The sequence below is a fragment of the Rhodococcus wratislaviensis genome (assembly GCF_041228765.1).
GTDB classification, from domain to species: Bacteria; Actinomycetota; Actinomycetes; order Mycobacteriales; family Mycobacteriaceae; genus Rhodococcus_F; species Rhodococcus_F wratislaviensis.
Genome location: NZ_CP150488.1, coordinates 4,623,426 through 4,644,356, shown reverse-complemented (window position 1 = coordinate 4,644,356; position 20,931 = coordinate 4,623,426). Strand labels below are relative to the sequence as shown.

At 64.8% G+C, this 20,931-nt stretch carries 19 protein-coding genes; 16 read left to right on the top strand and 3 right to left on the bottom strand.

Features of this window, described 5'->3' with window-relative positions; all coding sequences use genetic code 11:
* The first annotated feature begins 49 nt into the window (after positions 1-49).
* Entirely contained in the window at positions 50-1,063 is a 1,014-nt protein-coding gene (locus WKC72_RS21455; protein WP_370179021.1) for an NAD(P)-dependent alcohol dehydrogenase, read from the top strand.
* Between the two features lie 71 nt (positions 1,064-1,134).
* On the top strand, positions 1,135-1,509 hold the full coding sequence (locus WKC72_RS21450) for an ANTAR domain-containing protein (RefSeq protein ID WP_037231936.1): 375 nt from the start codon (positions 1,135-1,137) through the stop codon (positions 1,507-1,509).
* A 78-nt stretch (positions 1,510-1,587) separates the two neighbouring features.
* On the opposite strand, the gene WKC72_RS21445 is transcribed toward WKC72_RS21450, so the two are convergent.
* On the bottom strand, positions 1,588-2,193 hold the full coding sequence (locus WKC72_RS21445) for a TetR/AcrR family transcriptional regulator (RefSeq protein WP_037231934.1): 606 nt from the start codon (positions 2,191-2,193) through the stop codon (positions 1,588-1,590).
* A gap of 259 nt (positions 2,194-2,452) precedes the next feature.
* Here WKC72_RS21445 and WKC72_RS21440 point away from each other — a divergent pair, with 259 nt between their 5' ends.
* Both WKC72_RS21440 and WKC72_RS21435 read left to right on the top strand, forming a co-directional pair.
* Positions 2,453-3,403, top strand: a complete 951-nt coding sequence (locus WKC72_RS21440) for a metal-dependent hydrolase (RefSeq protein ID WP_370179018.1) — start codon at positions 2,453-2,455, stop codon at positions 3,401-3,403.
* Positions 3,403-4,563 carry a hypothetical protein gene (locus WKC72_RS21435; RefSeq protein WP_370179016.1) on the top strand — a complete coding sequence of 387 codons (1,161 nt, stop codon included), beginning with the start codon at positions 3,403-3,405 and terminating at the stop codon, positions 4,561-4,563. Before WKC72_RS21440 ends, WKC72_RS21435 begins: the two co-directional genes overlap by 1 nt.
* 92 nt (positions 4,564-4,655) lie before the next feature.
* On the opposite strand, the gene WKC72_RS21430 is transcribed toward WKC72_RS21435, so the two are convergent.
* Together WKC72_RS21430 and WKC72_RS21425 are read right to left on the bottom strand one after the other, a co-directional pair.
* Positions 4,656-6,113, bottom strand: coding sequence for a catalase (locus WKC72_RS21430; RefSeq protein ID WP_370179014.1), 1,458 nt, complete (start codon positions 6,111-6,113; stop codon positions 4,656-4,658).
* Positions 6,114-6,227: 114 nt separating this feature from the next.
* Positions 6,228-7,859 carry a sigma-54-dependent Fis family transcriptional regulator gene (locus tag WKC72_RS21425; RefSeq protein WP_370179012.1) on the bottom strand — a complete coding sequence of 544 codons (1,632 nt, stop codon included), beginning with the start codon at positions 7,857-7,859 and terminating at the stop codon, positions 6,228-6,230.
* A 358-nt stretch (positions 7,860-8,217) separates the two neighbouring features.
* Between WKC72_RS21425 and WKC72_RS21420 the strand changes: the two genes are divergently transcribed.
* The 12 genes from WKC72_RS21420 (at position 8,218) to WKC72_RS21365 (ending at position 20,922) form a co-directional block, all read left to right on the top strand.
* Positions 8,218-9,852 carry a methane monooxygenase gene (locus WKC72_RS21420; protein ID WP_037231929.1) on the top strand — a complete coding sequence of 545 codons (1,635 nt, stop codon included), beginning with the start codon at positions 8,218-8,220 and terminating at the stop codon, positions 9,850-9,852.
* An 84-nt stretch (positions 9,853-9,936) separates the two neighbouring features.
* Positions 9,937-10,980, top strand: a complete 1,044-nt coding sequence (locus WKC72_RS21415) for an FAD-binding oxidoreductase (protein WP_112298353.1) — start codon at positions 9,937-9,939, stop codon at positions 10,978-10,980.
* A gap of 50 nt (positions 10,981-11,030) precedes the next feature.
* Complete coding sequence (locus tag WKC72_RS21410; protein WP_037231925.1) at positions 11,031-12,137, top strand: aromatic/alkene monooxygenase hydroxylase subunit beta; 1,107 nt, start codon at positions 11,031-11,033, stop codon at positions 12,135-12,137.
* Positions 12,134-12,475 carry a propane 2-monooxygenase effector subunit MimD gene (gene mimD, locus WKC72_RS21405; protein ID WP_037231923.1) on the top strand — a complete coding sequence of 114 codons (342 nt, stop codon included), beginning with the start codon at positions 12,134-12,136 and terminating at the stop codon, positions 12,473-12,475. Before WKC72_RS21410 ends, mimD begins: the two co-directional genes overlap by 4 nt.
* A 124-nt stretch (positions 12,476-12,599) precedes the next feature.
* Positions 12,600-13,646, top strand: coding sequence for an alcohol dehydrogenase catalytic domain-containing protein (locus WKC72_RS21400; RefSeq protein ID WP_370179008.1), 1,047 nt, complete (start codon positions 12,600-12,602; stop codon positions 13,644-13,646).
* A gap of 64 nt (positions 13,647-13,710) precedes the next feature.
* A complete protein-coding gene (locus WKC72_RS21395; protein ID WP_128638445.1) occupies positions 13,711-14,757 on the top strand; it encodes an amidohydrolase family protein in 1,047 nt (348 codons plus the stop codon).
* Positions 14,754-15,497 (top strand): iron-sulfur cluster assembly protein, encoded by a 744-nt coding sequence (locus WKC72_RS21390; RefSeq protein ID WP_370179005.1) that lies wholly within the window; start codon positions 14,754-14,756, stop codon positions 15,495-15,497. Before WKC72_RS21395 ends, WKC72_RS21390 begins: the two co-directional genes overlap by 4 nt.
* Entirely contained in the window at positions 15,494-16,519 is a 1,026-nt protein-coding gene (locus WKC72_RS21385; RefSeq protein ID WP_037231917.1) for an NAD(P)-dependent alcohol dehydrogenase, read from the top strand. Before WKC72_RS21390 ends, WKC72_RS21385 begins: the two co-directional genes overlap by 4 nt.
* A 42-nt stretch (positions 16,520-16,561) precedes the next feature.
* Entirely contained in the window at positions 16,562-18,211 is a 1,650-nt protein-coding gene (groL, locus tag WKC72_RS21380) for a chaperonin GroEL (RefSeq protein WP_370179003.1), read from the top strand.
* A gap of 97 nt (positions 18,212-18,308) precedes the next feature.
* Positions 18,309-18,635: a putative quinol monooxygenase gene (locus tag WKC72_RS21375; protein ID WP_037231914.1), complete on the top strand. Its 327-nt coding sequence runs from the start codon at positions 18,309-18,311 to the stop codon at positions 18,633-18,635.
* A gap of 122 nt (positions 18,636-18,757) precedes the next feature.
* A complete protein-coding gene (locus WKC72_RS21370; protein WP_268790420.1) occupies positions 18,758-19,078 on the top strand; it encodes a hypothetical protein in 321 nt (106 codons plus the stop codon).
* Positions 19,079-19,173: 95 nt separating this feature from the next.
* Positions 19,174-20,922 (top strand): sigma-54-dependent Fis family transcriptional regulator, encoded by a 1,749-nt coding sequence (locus WKC72_RS21365; protein ID WP_370178999.1) that lies wholly within the window; start codon positions 19,174-19,176, stop codon positions 20,920-20,922.
* The last annotated feature ends 9 nt before the right edge of the window (positions 20,923-20,931 follow it).

The window sequence follows — 20,931 nt, the reverse complement described above, 5'->3', positions numbered from 1 at the left end:
GAGCTTGTTCGAGGCGCGACGACCCGGAACGCCGCCGAGGAGGTCTGCGATGAAGGCGATCATCCACACTCGGTTCGGCGGACCCGAAGTACTCGAACTCGCGCAGGTCCCGAAGCCGACACCCAAGGACGGCGAAGTCCTGGTGAAGGTCCACGCGACAACGGTGACAACAGCCGAATGCAAGATGCGCCGCGGCGAGCCGCTGTGGGGCCGGTTGATCCTCGGGCTGCGAAGGCCACGAAGGAAACTGCGGACTCTGGGCCTGGAGCTTGCCGGAGAGATCGAGGCCGTCGGCAAGGACGTCCGCCGGTTCCAGCCGGGCGATCAGGTATTCGGGTTCACCGGGTTCGACATCGGCGCCTACGCCGAGTACAAGTGCCTACCGGAAACCGCCTCGCTCGCACTCAAGCCGGTCAACAAGACCTACGAGGAGGCCGTCGCCGCCGTCGACGGTGCCACCACCGCATTGTTCTTCCTTCGGGACAAGGCGAAGGTGCGAACCGGGCAGAAGGTCCTCGTCAACGGCGCCTCCGGCAGCGTCGGCACCTACGCGGTGCAACTCGCCAAGTCGTTCGGCGCGGAGGTCACCGGAGTGTGCGGTCCGCACCACACGGAGTTGGTGAAATCCCTGGGCGCCGACGACGTCATCGACTACACCACAGAGGATTTCACCGCCAACACCGCGGCATACGACGTCGTCTTCGACACGATCGGCAGGAACTCGTTCGCGCGGTGCAAGGGCTCGCTCACCGAGCACGGGTGCTACGTTCCCACATCCGGGCTGAACAACAACGTGCTGCAACTCTGGACGTCGATCCGAGGCGGACGGAAAGTCGTCACCGGTATGTCCGTCCGCAAGAACGACGCTTTGGCGTACATCAAGCAGCTCCTCGAAGCGGACACATTGCGGATCGTCATCGACCGCAGCTATCCCCTGGAACGCATCGTCGAGGCGCATCGGTATGTCGACACCGGGCACAAGAGTGGCAACGTCGTCATAACCGTGGCCCAGACGGGCCTCCCCGGAGATCGCGATCCCACCCTCACGCGTCCGACCACATGAACCAGCACTCGGGTACGCACGTTTACGAGATCGCGACCTGGGGGAATCTCGTAGACAAAGGACGGTGCCAGATGTTGAAATCCGAGAACCCCAACCCCGTGCGGCCCACCCGAAGCTTCCTCGACCGGCGCCGCGGGCCCTCCGACCGTGAACTCTTGACCACCGCCAAGGCGCTGCTGATCACCAGCCGCGGCTACAGTGATGCGCAGGCGTTCGACGAACTGCTCGACGTGGCACGACGGCACCACCTCTCCGTGCAGGGCGCCGCTCGGTGCCTGATCGACCTCACCAGCAACACCCGGCACCTCACCAGTCGCCGTCCGGGCACGTTCCCCGAGTGGGAAGGACTCCGCGGACAACCTTCGGGGCACCACCGGCCTTCGCAGCGCATGGCCAGCCTGCACGGGCGACACCATCCCCACCTCGCGACACAGATACGACCGTGACCAGCACGGCTGTCGGCGCGCCGGGGTCGCCGGCAGCGGCAGCCGACCATGTTCCCGCGGCAGATCGCCGCCCGGCCTCTAGGCCGGCCTGTGTGGGACGGCGACCGTTGATCCCACCCACCGTCGGAGATACGCACGCAGTTCGTCCTGGCTACGCGGCGGGTTTCCGGGCGAGATGAAGAACGACTGCATCGTCCGCAGCTGATATTCGACGAGCTCACGCAGGTCGGCCTCGTCGTAGCCGTGCCGCTCCCAGTCGACGTCGAAGCGTCTGATCATCGTCATCCCGAAGGAGAGGGCTTCGTCGGACGTGATCCCCTCGGTGTGGGAATGAGAACCGGACAGCATGATGCCGAGCTGCGGAATGCGGGGCGCTTCGTTGAGCGTGTAGATCACGGCCTCGACCACAGCGTCAGCGGGGTCCTCGATACCCACGAGATGTTCCGTGAGGCGGTCGAGGAATCCGGCGACGGCGGCGATGGCTGCGGCTCGCAGGAGGGCGTCGGTGCTGGGAAAGTACCGGTACACCGTCTGCCGGATGACGCCGAGGGATTCCGCAACGTCGGCGATGCTGATCGCCGTATCTTTCCGGCTGATGAGCTCGACTGCGGCGGCGACGATTCGCCGGGACGCTTCCTCGTCACTTCCAGGCGGACTGCCACCCCACCCACGCCTGCCAGCCACTTCTTTCCCTACCTCTCACAACGCGCCGTTGGGCCCGAACGTCGTGCAAGGGCTGCCGGCGCACCGCCCGACCCGGACTCAGAGGTTACCGCGCACACATTCCCCTCCGCTCCGAAGCCCTGCTTCGCGGACGCTCTCGAGGGATTCGCCGAAACGTAATCATACAAGTTCATCGATGTGTGTATGTTGTTAAACGCTCGGGTCTCTACCTACCCAGAGGCTGCAGCCCACTCATGCCGCACGAGACGAGGTATCCCACATGACCGACCTGCACCCCCGAAAGATGGATTTCGCGTTCGACGAGCAGGACGTCCCGTTCCTGTGGAACCCCGACAACCCGGCCTGGTCGAGCATGTCGAACGCGATCTCGTTCCTGGCCGTCGGCTTCGAGAAGATGATCGTCAAGGCGATCATGCAGGCCAAAACACGGATGACCGATCCCGAGGTCGCAGAAGAGGCCATGGCGTTCATGCGTCAGGAGGGCCACCACTCGACCGCGCATCGCCAGCACGTCAAAGCGTTGATCAAGCGATACCCGGGGCTCCAGAACACCCTCGACGCCGTGATCGGCGAATACGACCTGCTCACCGAGGCGACCACTCTGAACTACCGACTCGCCTACACCGCGGATCTGGAAGCGACCTTCACGCCGGTGTTCAAACTGATGCTCGACAACGACGCGACCCTCTTCCGCCCGGGAGACGACCGGGTTGCGTCCCTGTTCATCTGGCACTTCGTCGAGGAGGTCGAACACCGGAGTTCAGCAATGATCATCTTCAATTCCCTTGTCGGGGAGGAGCTGTACCGGATGCGGATGGCACCGTCGATCTTCACACATGTGATGAAGGTGATGCGGATCGCCTGCGCCGGCTTCAACCAGCATGTGCCGATCAAGGAGCGGAAGGTCGATTCGATGTCGATGTTCGCCACGCACCGCACGAAGCAGAAAGTGCTCACCTCGTTCGCGCCCTACCTGAGCAAAGGCGTCATGCCTCGTGCGTTCGACGACCTCCCGCGCGGTGAACAGCTCACCGCCCTCGCCGGCATCGTCCGTAGTCAGATGCCGAACCACGACCCCACCCACGAAAAGCTGCCCACGCTTGCCGACAAGTGGTTCACCCGTTACGACGCAGGCTACGACTGCACCCGCTGGTACACCGCAGAATCGCGCGAACGCCGCACCGATCCCGTCCCGGCGGTGGTCAACTGATGGCCGATCTCTGCTCCCCCACCTTCGATCAACTCTCGACAGCGCTCGGCTTCTCCTGCGCCGAGGCCGGCGGGCTCGTCGAGGTCCGTAACCCGTTGGCACTGGAGAACTGGACCCTGCCGGTTCTCGAGCTCACCATCGTGGTCGGGTCGGTGCTCGCGCTCGTTTTCGCGATCCTGCGCTGGCGCCGCAACGGCGACCCGACCACGATGGTGCTCTGGTTCGGGGCCACGGCGTACCTGTTCGTCATCGAGCCGCCGCTGTACTTTCCGGCGGCCTTCGGAATCGAAGAGCACGTGGACACGATGTTCGCGCACAACGTGTTCACCGTGGACTTCCTGTGGGGCCGACTGCCGCTGTACATCATCGCGATCTATCCGCTGATGGCGACGCTGGCCTTCGAGCTCGTCCGGATGCTCGGCGTCTTCCGGAAGTACGGCGTACTCGCCGGCGCGGTCTGTGTCGGCTTCGTGCACCACGCGTTCTACGAGATCTTCGACCAGCTCGGACCGCAGCTGAGGTGGTGGGAATGGTCGACGACCAACCCGGTCAACCAGCCCATGTTCGACTCGGTCCCACTGCCCAGCGTGGTGGTATTCGCGGCCCTGTGGCCGATGTCGCTGGCCCTGTGCGTTCAGTTCTTCGTGGGTCGCTACGCCGACCGGGGTCGGGACTTCACCGGACTCGAACTGGTGTGGCGCACGATCGTGATCGGTCTCCTGGCGTCGGCGGGCACGTTCATCCTCCCGATCCCGGCGACGGTCCTCGGAATGGAGAGCACCACGGTCCGGGGAATTCTGTACGCGATCGAACTGGTCGTCGTCGTGCTCGTCGCGATCCCGATCCTGGTCCGGCAGTGGTCGCGGCTGCGCCGGGGGACGTCCGACGTTCCCATTTACTCCAACGACTTCGTCCGTGTCTACAGCGTGGTCTATCTCGGCGTGATGGGCGTTCTGTGGGTGACCGCGTTGCCCAGCTACTTCGGCGCTGTCGACGGCGTCACGAGCAATGGCGATCCCATCGGAAATCTCTGGTATACCCTCGCCTGCTTCGCGATTGCGATTCTGTGCGTGACAGCCACCTTCACGGTGCCGCGGGGACCCGCTGACGGACGCGGCCCGGTCTCCGGTGAGGGTGCGGTGCCGAACGCGGTCCGATAGCCGCGACGACGGGGGTCGACTGGTTGGTCGGTGCGGGCCCCACCCGTGATCTGGCGGCGATGCGCGCAGACCGCGGGCCGGGATGCCGCGACTTACAAGGTGCCGAGGGCTTCACAAGCCTTTCGCACGCCTTCGCCGTAGGCGGGGTCTGCTTGCGTGCAGTTGGCGATGTGGCGCTCGATGACGGCGGCCGACGCTCCGGTGATGGCACGGGCGGTGTTCTCGAACAGCACGGTCTGCTGCTCGGCGCTCATGCTGCGGAAGAGGTTCCCGGGCTGTTCGAAGTAGTTGTCGTCGTCTGCTCGGTAGTCGAACCGGTCGGCGACCACGCCGACTTCGAGTGGCGGTTCGGCGTAGCTGTGCTGGTCCGCGAATCGGCCGTGGGAGTTGGGTTCGATGCTCGGGATGCTGCCCTGGTTCCCGTCAACGCGCATGGCACCGTCGCGGTGGAAGGAATTGACGTGGGTTGCGCCCCTGGGGCTGTTGACCGGGATCTGGTGGTGGTTGACGCCGAGCCGGTAGCGGGCGGCGTCGCCGTAGGAGAACAGCCGGCCCTGCAGCATGCGGTCCGGTGAGAATCCGATGCCGGGGACGACGTTCGCCGGGGAGAAGGCGGCCTGCTCGACGTCGGCGTGGTAGTTCTCCGGGTTCCGGTCGAGTTCGAGTTCCCCGACCTCGATGAGGGGGTAGTCCTTCTTGGACCACACCTTGGTGAGGTCGAACGGATGGTAGTGGTAGGTCTGGGCGTCGGCTTCCGGCATGATCTGCACGAAAAGGGTCCACTTCGGGAAGTTGCCGTCCTCGATCGCGTCGAAGAGGTCGCGTTGCGCCGACTCGCGGTCGCCGGCGACGACGGCGGCGGCTTCTTCGTCGGTGAGGTTCTTGATGCCCTGCTGGGTGCGGAAGTGGAATTTCACCCAGGAGCGGTCTCCGGCGTCGTTGACGAACGAGAAGGTGTGTGACCCGAATCCGTGCATGTGCCGGTAGCCGTCGGGGATGCCACGGTCGGACATCACGATGGTGATCTGGTGCAGCGCCTCCGGGAGATTAGTCCAGAAGTCCCAGTTGTTTTCCGCAGAGCGGAGGTTGGTCTTCGGGTCGCGCTTGACCGCGTGGTTGAGGTCGGGGAATTTGAGGGGGTCACGGAAGAAGAAGACGGGGGTGTTGTTGCCGACGACGTCCCAGTTGCCGTGCTCGGTGTAGAAGCGGACGGCGAATCCGCGGATGTCGCGTTCGGCGTCGGCTGCGCCGCGCTCGCCGGCCACGGTGGAGAAACGCAGGAAGATTTCGGTCCGCTTACCGATCTCCGAGAATACGGCGGCGTTGGTGTGTGCGGTGATGTCGTGGGTGACGCGGAAGGTGCCGAACGCGGCCGAGCCTTTGGCGTGCATGCGGCGTTCGGGGATGACTTCGCGGTCGAAATGCGCGAGCTTCTCGAGAAGCCAGACATCTTGCAGGAGCATCGGACCGCGTGCGCCGGCGGTGAGGCTGTTCTGGTTGTCGGGCACCGGTGCACCGGCGACTGTGGTGAGTCCGTTCGGGTTGGTCATCGATTTCTCCTGTCTGACACCCGAGGCTGGGCGGGTGAATGTGGTTCGGCGAGAGCATCCCTCAGGGCAGAGCGCAGCGGTGTCTCAATTTGACATTCCCGGGGTCCGGGTCGTTCAGGGCACGATTCCGAATTCGCGGATCTTGCGGTAGATCGTCGCTCGGGACATGCCGATGGCGGTGGCGGCGGCCGTCTTGTCGCCGGCATGAAGCGCGAGCGCGTCCACGATCGCGTCCCGCTCGAGCGCCTGCATCCTGGTCAACGTTCGGCGTGTAGTGGAACGGCATGCGGGAGGCAGGGTGTCGAGTTCGACGATGCCGGACCGTTGCCGCCGGTAGGTGTCCTCGAGAACCTTCTTCAGCTGGGTGACATTTCCGCGCCACGCCAGACGCGCGAGCTGATTCGAGGCGGCCGGAGCCAGGGTGAGGCCGGTGGCCCCCAGGGTGTCGAGCAGGCTGCGCACAAGATCGGGAATATCGTCCAGGTGGTGCCGCAGGGGTGGCACCGTGACCGATTTGGGGAACATGCGCAGCAGTGAACTGGTGTCGGTCGAGTCCTGGGGATACCGGGTAAGCGCCACCCACGGTCTGAGAGGTGGCTCCTGCGCGTGGGGGCCCTGCAGTAGGTCCGCGAGTGCGGCGAGATGAGCCTCGCTCATGGCGTGTGCGTGCAGTATTGCCAGGTCGGATCCGCTGCCGAGTTCGACGGAGGCCCGGGTGAGGAGGTCGTCGCCGCCGAGCTCGCCGGCATCGAGTACGGCAAGTCTTCGGTTCGGGACGAGTTGGTGCGCCGCTCGGATCAGGGCTGTCTTGCCCACTCCTGGTTCTCCGTCGACGACGAGCCAGTCCTGTCGCCGGCAGGCCTCGACAACCGAATGGACCGTATGCCGCCAGAGCGGGCTGGTACCGGCGATCGAGGGCGGGGTGGACGCGCTCACCTTCGGGATGGAAAAACTGGGCGAAGCAACCTGTTTCGTGATCCGGACGATTCCTCCGGCCAGCCGGCCACCGGTGAATGTCGGCTCGTAACTCAGGCGTACGACCGTTCCGCTGGGCAGGTCGGTGAGGATCGTGATCGGTTTCGTTTCGCCGCCGATGTCTCGGGTGCGTTCGAGAATCGCCATCTGGTCTGGTGAGTCGAATTGTTGCCGCGTCAGCGAGTTCATCATCACGACCTCGTCACCGACGGCGACGACGGGTCGGCTGGAACGTCGGCATGCGGACCGGTAGGCACTGAAGATCGCCCGGTCCGGTTCGGTTGCGTCGTCCAGCATGCGCTCACGGAGGCGGGCCGCGGCGAGTGTGGCGAAGGACAGCAACAGGGTGTTGGAATTCTGCGAGGCGGTGGTCAGGTCCACGACCCCGAGGATCGCTCCGGTGATGGGGTGCGTCACCGGAGCCCCCGCGCAGGAGAAGGACCGGAGCGGGCCGCTGAAGTGCTGGTCTCCGTCCACCAGGAGGGGTCGGCCGACCTCGAGCGCGGTGCCGATTCCGTTGGTGCCGACCTGGGTTTCCGCGTAGCGAAAGCCCGGGGCGAGGTCGACTCGGTCGAGTGCGGTGAGCAAGGTGCTGTCGCCGGCGGTGCGGGAGAGCACGATGCCGTTCGAGTCGGTGAGAATCATTGATACCGGCTCGTTTTCGATGTCGGCCGCCAATGCGGGCAGCACGGATCGGGCGGCTCGCTCGAGCACCGTATCGGTGGTCGAGCGCTCGACGTATGCAGCGTTGGGCCGGTCGTCGTCGCCCAACGCCTGCCGAGATCGCGACCAGGACACCCGAAGCCAAGTGCTCGGACGAAGGTGGTCCGATCCCGTAGGCGAACTCGAGGCCGGAGCCAACTCGGAGTCCGGGTTCGAATTCGGCGTCGTGCGGTGGTGCGACGTGCTGGAGGGCTGTGGGGTCACTCGCTCTGGTCTCCTGTGTCGGCTGATAGAGGGTGTGAGGGTCTGCCGCGGCGCGGGGCAAGTGTAGGCAGCCACCGCCCACTCGGAAGTGACTTGCGTCTCACACTGAGACGAATGAGAGCTGGATCACGGGGTTCAATCAATTCCCACAACGTCCCCCCACAGCCGGCACCCGGCCGGCTCACGATCCAGGAGGCGCACATTGAGTAGGCAAAGCCTGACAAAGGCCCACGCGAAGATCACCGAACTGTCATGGGATCCGACATTCGCCACCCCGGCCACCCGGTTCGGCACCGACTACACCTTCGAGAAGGCTCCGAAGAAGGACCCTCTCAAGCAGATCATGCGGTCCTACTTCCCGATGGAGGAAGAGAAGGACAACCGCGTGTACGGCGCCATGGACGGTGCCATCCGCGGCAACATGTTCCGCCAGGTGCAGCAGCGGTGGCTCGAATGGCAGAAGCTGTTCCTGTCGATCATTCCGTTCCCGGAGATCTCGGCGGCCCGAGCGATGCCGATGGCCATCGACGCCGTCCCCAACCCGGAAATCCACAACGGGCTGGCGGTGCAGATGATCGACGAGGTTCGTCACTCGACGATCCAGATGAACCTCAAGAAGCTGTACATGAACAACTACATCGATCCCGCCGGGTTCGACATCACCGAGAAGGCGTTCTCGAACAACTACGCGGGCACCATCGGCCGGCAGTTCGGCGAAGGGTTCATCACCGGTGACGCAATCACCGCCGCGAACATCTACCTGACCGTGGTCGCCGAGACCGCGTTCACCAACACCCTGTTCGTCGCGATGCCCGACGAGGCCGCCGCCAACGGTGACTACCTGCTGCCGACGGTGTTCCACTCGGTGCAATCCGACGAGTCCCGGCACATCTCCAACGGCTATTCGATCCTGCTGATGGCGCTCGCCGACGAGCGCAACCGGCCTCTGCTCGAACGGGATCTGCGGTACGCATGGTGGAACAACCACTGTGTCGTCGACGCAGCGATCGGCACCTTCATCGAGTACGGCACGAAGGACCGCCGCAAGGACCGCGAAAGTTACGCCGAGATGTGGCGGCGGTGGATCTACGACGACTACTACCGCAGCTACCTCATCCCGCTCGAGAAGTACGGCCTGACGATCCCGCACGACCTGGTCGAGGAGTCGTGGAAGCGGATCACCGAGAAGGGCTACGTCCACGAGGTGGCCCGGTTCTTCGCCACCGGCTGGCCGGTGAACTACTGGCGGATCGACACGATGACCGACAAGGACTTCGAATGGTTCGAGCACAAGTACCCCGGCTGGTACTCGAAGTACGGCAAGTGGTGGGAGGAGTACAACCGCCTCGCCTACCCCGGCCGTAACAAGCCGATCGCGTTCGAGGAGGTCGGGTACCAGTACCCGCACCGGTGCTGGACCTGCATGGTGCCGGCCCTGATCCGCGAGGACATGGTCGTGGAGAAGGTCGACGACCAGTGGCGGACCTACTGCTCGGAGACTTGCTACTGGACCGACGCGGTCGCGTTCCGCAGCGAGTACGAGGGCCGGGAAACCCCGAATATGGGGCGTCTCACCGGATTCCGGGAGTGGGAGACCCTCCATCACGGAAAGGATCTCGCTGACATCGTGCAGGACCTCGGTTATGTGCGCGACGACGGTAAGACCCTCATCGGTCAGCCGCACCTCCATCTGGACGACCCGAAGAAGATGTGGACTCTGGACGACGTACGAGGCAACACCTTCCAGAGTCCGAACGTGCTGCTGAACCAGATGTCCGACGCCGAACGCAACGCGCACATCGCCGCGTACCGCGCCGGCGGCACGGTTCCGGCCTGATTCAAGGCCCGGTGGGTGGCGCCGCGGCCACTCCGGCGCCACCCACCGCTTCACCATTCACTTCACGAGTCCAGGAGAGACCCCGTGGCCGACAAGCACCGTATCAACTTCGAGCCCGTCGACATCGAGATGGAAGTCGGCGAAGACGAGTACATCCTCGATGCCGCGTTCCGGCAAGGCATCCACCTGATGCACGGCTGCCGCGAGGGACGCTGCTCGGCCTGCAAATCCTTTGTCCTCGACGGCGATATCCAGATGGAGGACTACTCGACATTTGCGTGCAACGACGCCGAGGTCGACGAGGGGCACGTGCTGCTGTGCCGCTCAACCGCATACAGCGACTGCACGATCGAACTGCTCAATTTCGACGAGGACGAACTCCTGGGCGGTGTCCCCATCCAGGATGTGCGCACCCAGGTGACCGGGATCGAGTCGATGACCAAGGACATCGTGTCGCTGCGACTGGCGCCCGTCGAACCCGCGGGGTACGAATTCAAACCCGGTCAATACTCCGACCTGCACATCCCGGGCACCGACGAGCATCGGTCCTTCTCCATGGCGACAACCCAATCGACGCCGGGGCACGTCGAATTCCTCATCAAGAAGTACCCCGGCGGCAAGTTCGCCGGCCTGCTCGAGGACGGGATCTCGGTGGGTGACGAGATCGCCCTGACCGGTCCGTACGGGTCGTTCACCATCAAGGAAGGCCACGTTCTGCCGATGGTCTTCATCGGCGGCGGCGCGGGGATGGCTCCGCTGCTGTCGTTGCTGCGGCACATGAGCGAGACGGGCAACACCCGGCAGGTGCACTTCTACTACGGTGCCCGCACCCCGCAGGACCTGTTCTACCTCGACGAGATCCTCGAACTCGGACAGGGACTGAAGGATTTCAGTTTCGTGGCCTGCCTGTCCGAATCGATGGACCCGCCGCCGGTGGGTGCGATCACCGTCGAGGACGGCAATGTCACCGACGTCGTCAGCTGCAGCGAACCCGAGCTCGGGCGGGCCGAGGTGTACCTGTGCGGGCCGCCGCCGATGGTCGACGCCGCCCTGGCACTGCTCGAGGCGAAGGGCACCCCGCACGACCAGATCTTCTACGACAAGTTCACCAGCCCCGCCTTCGAATAGACGTCCTGGGAAACCACTTTCCTGCTTCACCGACAGAACTGAGAAACGAGATGACCGCAACCTCCGAGTCCAAGCAACGCAGCTTTCCGAAGATCGAGTTCACCGACTCCGAAGCCGGTGCGCTGGAGTTCCCCAGCTCCCGCAGCCGCTCGTTCAGCTACTACACGCCGGCCAAGAAGCGGTCGACGATGTACGAGGACGTGACCGTCGACGTGCAGCCCGACCCCGACCGTCACCTCTCGCAGGGCTGGATCTACGGCTTCGGTGACGGACCCGGCGGTTACCCACAGGAGTGGACGGCCGCGAAGTCGTCGAATTGGCACGCCTTCCTCGACCCGAACGAGGAGTGGGACCAGACCATCTTCCGCAACAACTCCAAGGTGGTCCATCAGGTCGAGTTGTGCCTGTCCAACGCCAAGCGTGCCCGAGTTTACGACGCCTGGAACACCCCGTGGCTGACGTTCATCTCCCGCAACCTGGGGGCCTGGATGCACGCCGAGAACGGGTTGGCGCTGCACGTGTTCACCTCGATCCAGCGGTCCTGCCCGACGAACATGATCAACACCGCCGTCGCGGTGAACGCCGCCCACAAGATGCGCTTCGCCCAGGACCTGGCCCTGTTCAACCTGGACCTGTCCGAGGCCACCGAGGACTTCGACGGCACCGCCCACAAGGAGGTCTGGCAGTCCGCACCCGAGTGGCAGCCCACCCGCGAGGTCGTCGAGCGGCTCACCGCGGTTCCGGACTGGTGTGAGCTGCTGTTCGCCTCGAACATCGTCTTCGAGCAGCTGGTCGGCACCCTGTTCCGCAGCGAATTGGTCATGCAGATCGCCGCCGGTAACGGTGACTACATCACCCCCACCATCGTCGGCACCGGCGAACACGACTACGACCGCGACCTCGCCTACACCCGCAACCTGTTCCGGTTGCTCACCCGAGACCCCGAGCACGGGGAGACGAACAAGGAGCTGTTCGGCGCCTGGCTCTCGATCTGGGTGCCACGGTGCCTCGACGCCGCCCGGGCGCTGCAGCCGATCTGGTCGCAGCCGGCCGACAAGGCGATCACCTTCGCCACCAGTTTCGACGCCGCCACCGACAAGTTCCGTTCCCTGCTCGAGGACCTCGGGCTCGACATCCCCAAGGAGTTGGACAAGTGAGCATGCAATTCGGATCGTCCACCGAGTTCTCCAACATGTGTGGCGTCACCTTGATGAACACCCCCATCGGCCGTGTCGTCGCGGAAGTGATGGGCGCCAAGGACGGTGTCGAGCTGACCGAGTACCCGTCGATGATCCGCGTCGACGGCCAGAAGGTGCTCGACTTCGACTACGAGGAACTCACCGACGCCCTCGGCCAGGAGTTCGACGGCTCCATCTTCGAGGAGATCAGCTCCACCCACTACGGGCGCATGGTCCACCTCGACGAGAAGACCCTGCTGTTCGCCAGCCCCGAGGACGCCGCCGAGTACATCGGATTCGACCTCACAGCACAGTAGATACGAACCGACATTGCACCGTGCCGGCGCCGCCCGACCGGACTTGGTGGGCGGCGCCGGTGGACTGAGAGGCATCCCAGGTTTCGGCGGGTGCGTCGTCAACCCTTCAGAGAATGAGATCGATGTGAAAGCACTTGTGTTCCAGGGCCCCGGCTCGATGTCGTGGACCGATGTACCCGACGCACACCTGGTCGACCCCACCGATGTAGTAGTGCGTGTCGATACGACGACGATCTGCGGGACCGATCTGCACATCCTCAAAGGTGATGTGCCCGCTGTTACCGCCGGTCGCGTGCTCGGGCACGAGGCAGTCGGCGTCATCACCGAAGTCGGGTCGGCCGTTACGTCACTCGCAGTGGGAGATCGGGTGCTTGTGCCGGCGATAACCTCCTGCGGCAAGTGCGGGCCTTGCAAATGCGCCATGCCCTCCCATTGCGCCTCCGTCGGTGGCATCGGGTGGATCTTCGGACACCTGATCGACGGTACGCAGGCAGAGTACGTGCGCGTGCCCTTCGCCGAGACGAGCGTGCACGTGTTGCCCGAGGCCGTCACGAACGAGCAGGCAATCTTCCTTGCCGACATTCTGCCCACCGGTTTCGAGATCGGGGTGCAGTACGCTCGAGTGCAACCTGGCGACACCGTCGTGGTAGTGGGTGCGGGCCCGGTCGGGCTGGCGTCGATGCGCACGGCAGGGCTCTACGGCGCCGCGACCGTCATTGCTGTCGATCTTTCCGAAGCTCGGCTCCAGCGTTCACTCGGCTTCGGTGCGGACGAGACCATCAACAGTGGCACGGTGGACGTCCGGGCCCGCGTCCTCGAACTCACTCACGGTCTAGGCGCGAACGTGGTGATCGAGGCAGTCGGGATCCCGGAAACCTTCGAATTGTGCACTGCCCTGGTACGTCCCGGAGGGAACATCGCCAACGTCGGTGTGCACGGCAAACCTGTCGATCTACACCTCGAAGATCTGTGGATCGACAACATCACGATCACCACCGGACTTGTCAACGGCACCACCATTCCTACCCTCCTGGATCTGGTGGCCCACGAGAAGATCGACGTCGGGACGTTCAGCACTCACTCGTTCGGGCTCGAGCAAATGATGGACGCGTACGACGTCTTTGCACATGCAGACACCCACGACGCACTCAAAGTCACCATCAGCCGGTGAATTACGCAGCTGCGGCGAGCCGTGGCCCGATTTTTACCCATCGATTGAAACCGGAGCATCCAACATGTATGAGAAGAACGGCGAGAAGTATTTCATCGTGGACGGCCACGTACACGTCTGGGACGCCCGCGAGTCGAACCAGAAGAACGTGCACGGCAAGCAGTTCATCGATTGCTTCTACGACTATCACAAGAATCTCAGCCCCGAAGAGGTCGTGTGGGACTACGACACCTACACGTACTACGGCAGCGAACGCTTCGAGCGTGACATCTTCGTGGAGGGATACGTCGACCACGCGATCTTCCAGGCCACCTTGCTCAGCGACTTCTACCACAACGGATTCGGGCGAACCGACGAAGCACTCGCCCTGGTCGCCAAGCACCCCGGCAAACTGACCTACAACCACGCCTACGATCCCCGCCACGAGGAGGCCGGGCTCGAACAGCTCCGCAAGGATGCCGACCGGATGAACCTGCAGGGCGTCAAGCTCTACACCGCCGAATGGCACGGCGACTCCCGCGGTTACAAACTCGACGACAAGTGGTCGCGGCGCTACCTCGAAGAGTGTATCACGCTGGGGATCAGGAACATTCACGTCCACAAGGGTCCGACGATCCGCCCCCTCGACCGCGACGCCTTCGACGTCTCCGACGTCGACAAGGTCGCCACCGACTACCTGGACCTGCGATTCGTCGTCGAGCACGTGGGGTTGCCGCGGCTCGAGGACTTCTGCTGGATCGCCACCCAGGAGTCGAACGTGTACGGCGGCCTGGCGGTGGCCCTGCCGTTCATCCACACCCGGCCCCGCTACTTCGCCCAGATCATCGGCGAGCTGCTCTACTGGATCGGAGAGGACAAGATCCTGTTCGGCAGCGACTACGCGCTGTGGACCCCGAAGTGGCTGATCGAGAAGTTCGTCGACTTCCAGATCCCCGAGGACATGCAGACCGAGTACGCCCCCATCACCGCCCCGCAGAAGCAGAAGATCCTCGGCCTCAACGCGGCGGCGCTGTACGACATCGACGTTCCCGCGGACCTCCGACTGGCCGAGCCGGCCGGGCAGGAAGGTGTGGAGGTCGCTGCCGGGGCGCGGGAAACCGTGTCGTCATGACCGCCGCCGTTGTCTGCACCGACCAGGACGTCCTGATGGCCCTGTCGACGGTCACCGACCCGGAACTGGACGAGCCGATCACCGATCTCGGCTTCGTCCGGTCGGTCACCCTCGACGACGGCGGGGTGACCGTGCACCTGCGGCTGCCCACCGCGTTCTGCTCGCCGAACTTCGCCTACCTCATGGCCTCCGACGCCCTCGACGCCCTGCGCCTGGTCGAGGACATCGGCGAGGTGCGGGTGCTGCTCGATGACCATCACGACAGCGACAAGATCAACGCCGGCCTCGCGGCCGACGCCGGATACGTCGGGACGTTCGGCGCCGAGGCGGAGGACAGTCTGCACGAATTGCGCCGAACGTTCCGGTCCAAGGCGCACGCCGCGGCGATGGAGCGGTGCGTCGAGGCGCATCTGAAGACTACCGATGTGGGTGTGAACGAGATCTACCGACTCACCCTCAGCGACCTCGCTCCCGGACGGGCCAAGGCCGCGCTGCTGCGTCGCCGGATCGGCATCGGGTTGAGCATCTGCCCGGCCAGCCGGGTGTTCGTCGACGACGACGGCAAGCGCATCCCCCCGGAGTCGGTGCCGATGCGGCTGCGCTTCGCCAAGTCGGTGCGAATCTCGATGGAAGGCAACGCCCACTTCTGCCGGGGCCTGCTCGCCACCCGTTACGCCGACAGCGAATCCGTCGGCGCCACACCGCGAATCACCAACCTCAGAACCAGGAGTCCGCGATGAAGGCCGTGCAAGTGGTGGGATACCACACCAAGCTGCAGCTCACCGACATTCCCGAACCCACCATCGAGGGCCCCCTAGATGTCATCGTGCGCATCGGCGGCGCGGGCGTGTGCCGCACCGACCTGCACATCCTCGAAGGACAGTGGGAGGCGAAGTCCGGTGTCGCGCTGCCGTACACGATCGGCCACGAGAACGCCGGCTGGGTCCACGCCGTGGGCGACGCCGTCACCAACGTGACGGTCGGCGACAAGGTGATCCTGCACCCGCTCATCACGTGCGGACTGTGCCGGGCGTGCCGTTTCGGTGACGACGTCCACTGCCAGAACAGCACGTTCCCCGGCATCGACGTCAACGGCGGGTACGCCGAATATCTGCGCACCACCGCCCGCAGCGTGGTCCGGATCGACGACTCGCTCGAACCGGCCGACGTCGCCGCCCTCGCCGACGCAGGTCTGACGGCCTACCACGCCGTTGCCAAGGCCGCGAAGACGACTCGGCCCGGAGACGTGTGCGTGGTGATCGGGGCCGGCGGACTCGGCCACATCGGCATCCAGGTCCTCAAGGCGATCTCCGGCGTCACCGTGGTCGTGCTCGACCGCAACCCCGCGGCCGTCGAACTCGCCGTGAAGATCGGCGCCGACCACGGCATCGTCGCCGACGGCACCCACATCCAGCAGGTGCTCGACCTGACCGGCGGTCACGGCGCCGAAGCCGTCGTCGACTTCGTCGGCGAGGGCGGCGCGACCCGGGAAGGGATCGCGATGCTGCGCCGCGCCGGGAATTACTACGTCGTCGGGTACGGCGAGAACATCGACGTCCCGACGATCGATGTGATCTCCACCGAGATCAACTTCATCGGAAATCTCGTCGGCTCCTACAACGACCTCCAGGAGCTCATGACCCTTGCCGCCCAGGGCAAGGTCACCCTGCACACCACCCGATACCGGCTCGAGGACTTCCAGCAAGCACTCGACGATCTCGATGCCGGCCGGGTGCGCGGCCGGGCGATTCTCGTCCCGTAGCACTCCGCATCCTCCGCTCGAAGCACGAAAGGAACATCAGCCATGGCAAAAGAGCTGCGGTACAACACGGACGCCCGAGCGCGGCTCGAACACGGCGTCAACGCCCTCGCCGATGCGGTCAAGGTGACCCTCGGCCCCAAGGGGCGCAACGCGGTGCTCGAAAAGCTCACCGGACCACCGACGATCACCAACGACGGCGTGACCATCGCCCGCGAGATCCAGCTCCGCGAACCCTTCGCCAACATGGGTGCCCAGCTGGTCAAGGAAGTGGCGATGAAGACCAATGGTGTGGTCGGCGACGGCACCACCACGGCAACCGTGCTCGCCCAGGCGATGGTCCGCGAGGGTCTGCGGTCCGTCGACGCCGGCGCCAACCCCATGCGGGTGCGCCGCGGCATCGAGCGGGCCGTGTCCGCGGTCGTCGACTCCCTCCGCGAGCAGGCCTCCCAGATCGGGGGGCAGAGCGATCTGCAGCGGATCGCGACCCTCGCCGCCAGCGACGACGAAGTGATCGGGCACGCCATCTCGAGGGCCGTCGACTACGTCGGCAAGTCCGGGGTCGTCACCACCGAGGAGAGCGACACCCTCGGGCTGTCGGTCGACATCGTCGATGGCATCGAGTTCGATCACGGGTACATCTCCGGCTACATGGTCACCGACCCGGAGCGGATGGAAGCGGTGCACACAAATCCGCTGATTCTGCTGACCAACAAGAAGATCACCCAGGTCCAGGACATCATGCCGAGCATCGAGGTGGCCAAGCGCGCCGACCGGCCCCTGGTGGTACTGGCCGAGGAAGTCGACGGGCCGGCCCTGCAACTGCTCGTCGGCGGCAACATGCACAAGACGATGCAGTCGGTGGTCGTCCGGGCCCCCGGTTTCGGGCACCGCCGCGTCGCCGAGCTCGAAGACCTCGCGGTGGCACTGGGTGGGCACGTGATCGCCAAGGACACCGGCATCGAACTGTCCGAAATCGGTGTCGAGCATCTCGGTTCGTGTGACCGCATCACCGTGACCGAAAACGAGACCACGATCGTCGGCGGGCACGGAGACCAGCGCCTGCTCGACGCCCGCATCGCCCAGCTCGAGTCCCAGCACGAGCGCGCCAAGATCGAAGCGGACCAGGAAAGCCTCGAACTGCGCATCGCCCGGCTCACCGGTCGGGTTGCCGTCATCCGCGTCGGCGGCGCGACCAGCGTCGAGCTCAAGGAGCGGATGTTGCGAGTCGAGGACGCCCTGGCCGCCACCCGCGCCGCGGTAGAAGCGGGCATCGTCTCCGGCGGTGGCACCGCGCTGGCGCAATCACACCGGGCTCTGGCCGACCTCGACCTGGCCGGCGACGAGGCCATCGGATGCGACGTCGTGCGCCGCGCCCTCCCCGAACCGCTGCGCTGGATCGCGATCAACGCAGGATTCGACGGCGACGACGTCGTCGAGGTGGTCGCCGGTCTGCCGCTCGGGCACGGTTTCAACGCCCTCACCGGTGAATACGGGGACATGTTCGACGACGGAGTGATCGATCCGTTCAAGGTCACCCGCGCCGCCCTCGAAAGCGCGGCCTCGATCGCGGCACTTCTGATCACCACGGAAACCGCTGTCGTGGAAGAGGTGCTGGGCAATCCCGGTGCCATCATGGCACCCGGCTTCGGCGATCTCGCCGAAGGCATGGTTCGCCCGTCGAATATCTACTAGAGCAAGCCAGTGGGTCACCGCCTCGACGGTCTTGCGAGGCGGTGACCCACTCCCCGTTCCGGCGGTGAGGAATCCGTCGGAAAGAAAGTGAGTCATTGTGATTTTCATCGTGGTGAAGTTCAAGGTTCTCGACAAGTACCGGAACGACTGGTTGCTCGTCACCCAGGAGTTCACCGACGCGACCCGATCCGAGCCGGGCAACCTCTGGTTCGAATGGCACCGCAGCGCAGACGATCCCGCCGAATTCGTGCTGATCGAGGCGTTCCGGGACGGGCAGGCCGGCTCGGACCACGTCGCCGCCGACCACTTCCGGAAGGGTTTGGACGCGATGCGCCCGGCGCTGAGTGAGACACCGCGAATCATCCATACCGACCTACCCGGCACCGACTGGTCCCGCATGGGCGAACTGGAGATCAGCCGGTAACCCGGTCCGGTGCACAACCTGACGAAATACATCACTGTGGAAGGACAAGGCATGACCGTGGTCAGGACCAGCCCCGCGGCACCGTTCGACCCCGCCGAACTTCTCGATTCGGGGCGCGCGATATGACGCCCACGAAACCACATGTGCGGTCGAAGCGGGACGACGACATCGTCGTGGAGTTCGGAAACCGGTGGGCGTTGTTCGGCGGCGGCAGCGCCGAAGACATCTTCGTCACGTTCGGGTGGACCGAGGCACAGTACTTCGAACGCCTGCAGGTCTTGGCAGGGCGCCGTTTCCCGCCCCTCGACGACACCCTCCGGCAGCGTCTTCTCGCCGTGTGCGCCGCGCGGCTGCAGCGAGTTGATCATCCCCCTTCCCGAGCGGCGAAAGGCCACGTCGATAACCGCGAATCCCGGCCGACGACGCGGCCGTCCCCGCACTGACGTCGACCACCCCGTCTCATATTGAGACCCGTCTCACAACGAGACGACGTAGTCTCAACTACGTGAGCGGTGGAGAATCGGGGCGTAAACACAGCATGACCAGCAAGGATCTACAGCGGGCGCGAGAGCTGTTCCTCGCCGACGACGACCTCGACAGTTCCGTTCGCCAGCCCATCTCGTACTCGTGGCAGCGATCGAAGTCGCTCAAGGTGCGCCCGGATCAGCTCGACCTCCCGTTCGTGCGAGAGCCGAACCTGGACTGCCCTCTCGTTGCGGCCGCCGAACCCGTCTTGCGGCAGCTCGCGGACGGACTGGTCGACGAACCGGTGAGCGTCATCCTGACCTCGGCCGACGGAGTGATCTTGACCAGGATCACCGCCAGCCGAAGACTCAATCGCACACTCGACGACGTCCAATTGATACCCGGTTACAGCTACTCGGAAGAATTCGCCGGCACCAATGGCATCGGCACCACACTCGAAACCCGTCAGCCCACCCTGGTGACCGGCGCCGAGCATTACGCCGACTGTCTCGGGCAACTGGCTTGCGCCGGTGTCCCGATCACCCACCCGATGTCCGGCGCCCTCGTCGGTGCACTCGATCTCACCGGCTGGGTCGAGGACGGGGGCCCCCTACTGGCCACCCTCGCCAAATCCGCCACGGCTCAGATCGAAGGCCGCCTGCTGGCACAGGCCAGTGCAGACCAGACCGCGTTACTCAACGCCTACCTGAAGGCCTGTCGGCGGTCACCCCGAACAGGAGTGTTGGCGCTCGGAGACGATGTCGTGCTCGTCAACCGAAAACTACGCGTGGCGCTGGATGCCCAGGATCAGGGCGCTTTGCTGGAACACGCCGTCGATCTGAGCGGCGCGCCCGCCACCCAACGACACATCGTCGCCCTGCCCAGTGGGCAGACGGCCCGGCTGTCATCGGTTGAGGACTTCGGGCCCGGGGCCCGGAGGCAGATGGCCTTGTTCTACGTACATCTGCTCGAGATCCCCACCTCGGGATCCCCTGCTCTCGAGAGCATCCGCGTCTTGCCCGGAATCACCGGCAGCAGCGCGTCCTGGCGCCGTAGTTGCCAGCAAATCGCCCGCTGCGCGCGCGAGCAACAGTGGGTCACCGTCTCCGGCGAAGCCGGAAGCGGCCGCGGATCAGCCCTCAAAGCTGCTGCCATCGAACATATTCCCATCCGCACACGGATCTTCACGGTGGCCGAACTCGCAGGCGACAGCGCCGGTCTGCCGGCACTCGACCAGGAACTCGGACAAGACCGATTCAGCGTCATCCTGCGCGACATCGACCTCCTCGGCGAGTCACAGCTGCGGACGGTCGCCGACCTCGTTCAAGGACGCGAACACGCAGGGTGGATCGGCGCGACCATCGGCGGAACCGATCACAACACCGACCTCGACAACCTGGTCCTTCCCCACTTCAGTCATACCGTCACCATGCCCGCGCTGCGTCATCGCATCGACGATCTTCACAGTTTGGTACCGCATCTGCTGAGGCAGCTCGGTCGCGGCGCGGACTTGTCGCTCTCGCCTGCGGCGATGCGCCAACTCTGCAAGTACAGCTGGCCCGGAAACGTCACCGAGCTCCGGCATGTTCTGCACGAGGTGGTCCAGCGTCAGCGCTCCGGTGTCGTCGAGGTCGAGCAGCTACCCCCGATGTGCCGCGCTCTGAGCCGACACACACTCACACAGATCGAAGCCCTCGAACGCGACGCCATCGTGCGCAGCCTCGAAGAGAACCACGGCAACAAGCGGGCCGCAGCAACAGCTCTCGGCATCTCCCGGGCCACCATCTACCGCAAGATCAAGGAATTCGGCATCGACATCTGAAGTCGTCCG

Bases quoted from the DNA above. Each gene is read 5' to 3' on its own strand.
- WKC72_RS21385 (WP_037231917.1), top strand. From the start codon at position 15,494: ATGAAGGCCGTGCAAGTGGTGGGATACCACACCAAGCTGCAGCTCACC.
- WKC72_RS21410 (WP_037231925.1), top strand. From the start codon at position 11,031: ATGACCGCAACCTCCGAGTCCAAGCAACGCAGCTTTCCGAAGATCGAG.
- WKC72_RS21390 (WP_370179005.1), top strand. From the start codon at position 14,754: ATGACCGCCGCCGTTGTCTGCACCGACCAGGACGTCCTGATGGCCCTG.
- WKC72_RS21440 (WP_370179018.1), top strand. From the start codon at position 2,453: ATGACCGACCTGCACCCCCGAAAGATGGATTTCGCGTTCGACGAGCAG.
- WKC72_RS21430 (WP_370179014.1), bottom strand. From the start codon at position 6,113: ATGACCAACCCGAACGGACTCACCACAGTCGCCGGTGCACCGGTGCCC.
- WKC72_RS21365 (WP_370178999.1), top strand. From the start codon at position 19,174: ATGACCAGCAAGGATCTACAGCGGGCGCGAGAGCTGTTCCTCGCCGAC.
- WKC72_RS21395 (WP_128638445.1), top strand. From the start codon at position 13,711: ATGTATGAGAAGAACGGCGAGAAGTATTTCATCGTGGACGGCCACGTA.
- groL (WP_370179003.1), top strand. From the start codon at position 16,562: ATGGCAAAAGAGCTGCGGTACAACACGGACGCCCGAGCGCGGCTCGAA.
- WKC72_RS21455 (WP_370179021.1), top strand. From the start codon at position 50: ATGAAGGCGATCATCCACACTCGGTTCGGCGGACCCGAAGTACTCGAA.
- WKC72_RS21435 (WP_370179016.1), top strand. From the start codon at position 3,403: ATGGCCGATCTCTGCTCCCCCACCTTCGATCAACTCTCGACAGCGCTC.
- WKC72_RS21370 (WP_268790420.1), top strand. From the start codon at position 18,758: ATGACGCCCACGAAACCACATGTGCGGTCGAAGCGGGACGACGACATC.
- WKC72_RS21450 (WP_037231936.1), top strand. From the start codon at position 1,135: ATGTTGAAATCCGAGAACCCCAACCCCGTGCGGCCCACCCGAAGCTTC.